This is a genomic window from Loktanella salsilacus (assembly GCF_900114485.1).
Classification (GTDB): domain Bacteria; phylum Pseudomonadota; class Alphaproteobacteria; order Rhodobacterales; family Rhodobacteraceae; genus Loktanella; species Loktanella salsilacus.
This window is the reverse complement of sequence record NZ_FOTF01000064.1, coordinates 1-2461: the sequence shown is the minus strand read 5'-3', so window position 1 is coordinate 2461 and position 2461 is coordinate 1. Positions and strand designations below refer to the sequence as shown.

At 60.1% G+C, this 2461-nt stretch carries 4 protein-coding genes, 1 tRNA gene and 1 pseudogene; 1 reads left to right on the top strand and 5 read right to left on the bottom strand.

The genetic code is table 11. From position 1 onward, the window contains the following. Positions 1-56 precede the first annotated feature (56 nt). From BM131_RS19780 to BM131_RS19770, 3 genes are all read right to left on the bottom strand, one after another. Positions 57-959 (bottom strand): SLC13 family permease, encoded by a 903-nt coding sequence (locus BM131_RS19780; RefSeq protein ID WP_245754346.1) that lies wholly within the window; start codon positions 957-959, stop codon positions 57-59. Between the two features lie 140 nt (positions 960-1099). Then, on the bottom strand, positions 1100-1300 hold the full coding sequence (locus BM131_RS19775) for a hypothetical protein (RefSeq protein ID WP_090192185.1): 201 nt from the start codon (positions 1298-1300) through the stop codon (positions 1100-1102). Positions 1301-1372: 72 nt separating this feature from the next. Beyond that, on the bottom strand, positions 1373-1603 hold the full coding sequence (locus BM131_RS19770) for a hypothetical protein (protein ID WP_090192184.1): 231 nt from the start codon (positions 1601-1603) through the stop codon (positions 1373-1375). Here BM131_RS19770 and BM131_RS20800 point away from each other — a divergent pair. Beyond that, a pseudogene (locus tag BM131_RS20800) lies at positions 1577-1813 on the top strand (recombinase zinc ribbon domain-containing protein); the annotation flags it as partial. The gene BM131_RS19770 and the pseudogene BM131_RS20800 sit on opposite strands and share 27 nt — an antisense overlap. 18 nt (positions 1814-1831) lie before the next feature. Here BM131_RS20800 and BM131_RS19765 read toward each other — a convergent pair. Both BM131_RS19765 and BM131_RS19760 read right to left on the bottom strand, forming a co-directional pair. Beyond that, positions 1832-2146: a hypothetical protein gene (locus tag BM131_RS19765; RefSeq protein WP_090192182.1), complete on the bottom strand. Its 315-nt coding sequence runs from the start codon at positions 2144-2146 to the stop codon at positions 1832-1834. A gap of 220 nt (positions 2147-2366) precedes the next feature. Then, positions 2367-2443 (bottom strand) — tRNA-Met (locus BM131_RS19760). Positions 2444-2461: the final 18 nt, after the last annotated feature.

Sequence of the window (2461 nt, the reverse complement as noted above, 5' to 3'; positions counted from 1 at the left end):
TCACCCATCACTCCGCCCCACTCGTCCGCCACCTCTGCCGCAAAATTACTGCCGCATCACCTGACCCGGCGAAAGTCAAAAAAGTTTGCGACAGAACCCAGCGCTTCGGCCAGTGCGTCAACATCGGCTTGCAGCACCAGCACATCGCCCGCCTTGATCCGGCGCAAGCCATGGGGCGCGGTCAGGCGGACTTCGTTTCGCACTAAGCCGATAATCTGTGCGCCGCTGTCCTCGATCTTGGCCTCGAAATCGCGCAGGGTCAGGCCGACGGCCTTGCCACCGTCAGGGACGCGGACCTCGGTCAGATAGGTGCCAGTGTCGAAACCTGTGCCAGCGGCAGATTTGCGCGCAGGCACCAGACGCCAACCGATCAACGCGACGAACAGAACGCCCAAGGTCGCAACCGCGGTTCCAACGGGCGCAAAGTCGAACATCGCAAATTGCCCCAGCCCGGCCTCTTCGCGAAATCCGGAAACGATCAGGTTGGGCGGCGTGCCCACCAGCGTGGTCATGCCCCCCAAAATCGTGCCGAAAGCGAGCGGCATCAGGATCTGTCCGGGAGCCAGTTTCAGCCTGCCGGACAGTTGCACTGCGATTGGCATCAAAAGCGCCATTGCGCCCACGTTGTTCATGAAGCCCGACAGCGCGGCCCCCAGCCCTATCAGCGCGAGCAGGGTCGTGATCCGTCCAGCATCGCGTGGCAGGATGCTGCGCGCCAACCAATCCACGGCACCGGTGCTGCGCAGCCCCTGACTTAGCACCAGGACGCAAGCCACCGTAATCACCGCCGGATGACCGAAGCCCGAGAAAGCCACACCTGAGGGAACCAGCCCTGAGATGACGCAGGCCAAAAGGGCCGCCAGTGCGACTACATCATGGCGAAACCGCCCCCATAGGAACAGCCCCATCATGGCAACGAGAATGGCAAAGATCAGGATCTGTGGGGTGGTCAGAGTCACAGCTTTCGTGCGGGGTCTTCGCCAAAGACGCATTTCTTAACCGGGTGCTGATCCGGGTGCGCCCCAGTGTCAGGACCACTTGGCTCAGCCCTCGGTCACAAGCGAAACTTAACGATCGCTTACGCCTCACCCCATTTCTGTCACTCTGACGAACCTTCCTTCTCGTCGGCTTTGTTGACGCGGGTTTGGCCGGCAGGGCGTTCGTTGGACCGCTTAAGTTCATCTTGCGTGCCAATGTCTCGCGGCAGACGGCCGCCTGACCGACCCGCCTGTGAAATGGTGCCTTCTGCGCCTAGGCCGTGGTCTGCGTTGTCGGGCTTTGGGGTTTTATCCTGGGTCATTGTCTTTCCTTTGGTTTGAAGGGTTGCGGGGTAATGCACCCGCTGCCCTGATAGGGCGACGGGCCGGAGGTGTTAGGACAGGATCATCGAGAAATTTCCCCCGATCAGCGCCAGAACGATCCTGAATGCGTAGCTTGCCGGATAAGGCACGGCCGCAACACCTTTCGACGCGACCCAGATACCGGGAACCGCATCTCGCGGCCCGCAGAGGCCCATAAGATTATCGACGCGCCTGCGCCCTCTCTTCAGATCCTTGACGACGAGGTATGGAACACAGTGCAGGAACGCCTTGAAGCGACCCACGCAAAATCTGCTGGCAAGACGTCACCGCTCAACGACAGCCACCGCGCCAAATATCTCCTGTCGCGCTTACTTACCTGCGACCGCTGCGGCGGTGGTTATACGCTCGTCGCCAGTGATCGCTACGGTTGCTTTAACCGTAAGTCCAAAGGACTTGCTGTCTGCGCAAACACGAAGACCATCAAACGTGACAAGATCGAGGCGCGCGTTCTTACCAGTTTGCGCAAGGGATTAATCCACCCGGATCTGGCCGCGCATTTCGCGCAAGAGGTGCTGCGGCAGATGATGAGTGCTCCGGCAGAACGCGGCCCCAGCCGCAGCGACTTGGAGACCAAGCTCGCCAAAGTCGATCAGGCCATCGGGAGGCTCTTGGATCTTCTCGAGGATGCCAGTGATAGCGCCTCGCTCTTGGCTCGCCTCAAGGGCCGGGAAGCAGATCGCCTCCGCTTGCAGCAGGCACTTACAGAAGCAGAACAAGAGCTGCCGGTAGAAGATCTTCCAACTGCGTCTGACCTCATCGCAGGCTACGACGCACACGTCGCGCATCTCGAGACGCTGCTGTCAGGCTCCGGTGCCGTGATTGAGGCTAACGAAGTGCTGCGGGCAATGCTGGACACAATCGCGGTTTGGCCAGACGAAGACGCACAGGATGGGCTGCGGGTGGAGATCCGCAGCTCAGCGAGCCAGTGTTTTCTGCATGCAGGGGGTGTGCCAAACGCAAAAGGCCTCCCGAGGGAGGCCATTTTGCGATTGAGTAAGATCTCAGTGGTTGCGGGAGTAGGATTTGAACCTACGACCTTCAGGTTATGAGCCTGACGAGCTACCGGGCTGCTCCATCCCGCGCCATTATTGGACGTTATT

Excerpts from the sequence above, each read along its gene's own strand:
- BM131_RS19775 (WP_090192185.1), bottom strand. The coding sequence starts at position 1,300 with ATGACCCAGGATAAAACCCCAAAGCCCGACAACGCAGACCACGGCCTA.
- BM131_RS19765 (WP_090192182.1), bottom strand. The coding sequence starts at position 2,146 with ATGCGCGACGTGTGCGTCGTAGCCTGCGATGAGGTCAGACGCAGTTGG.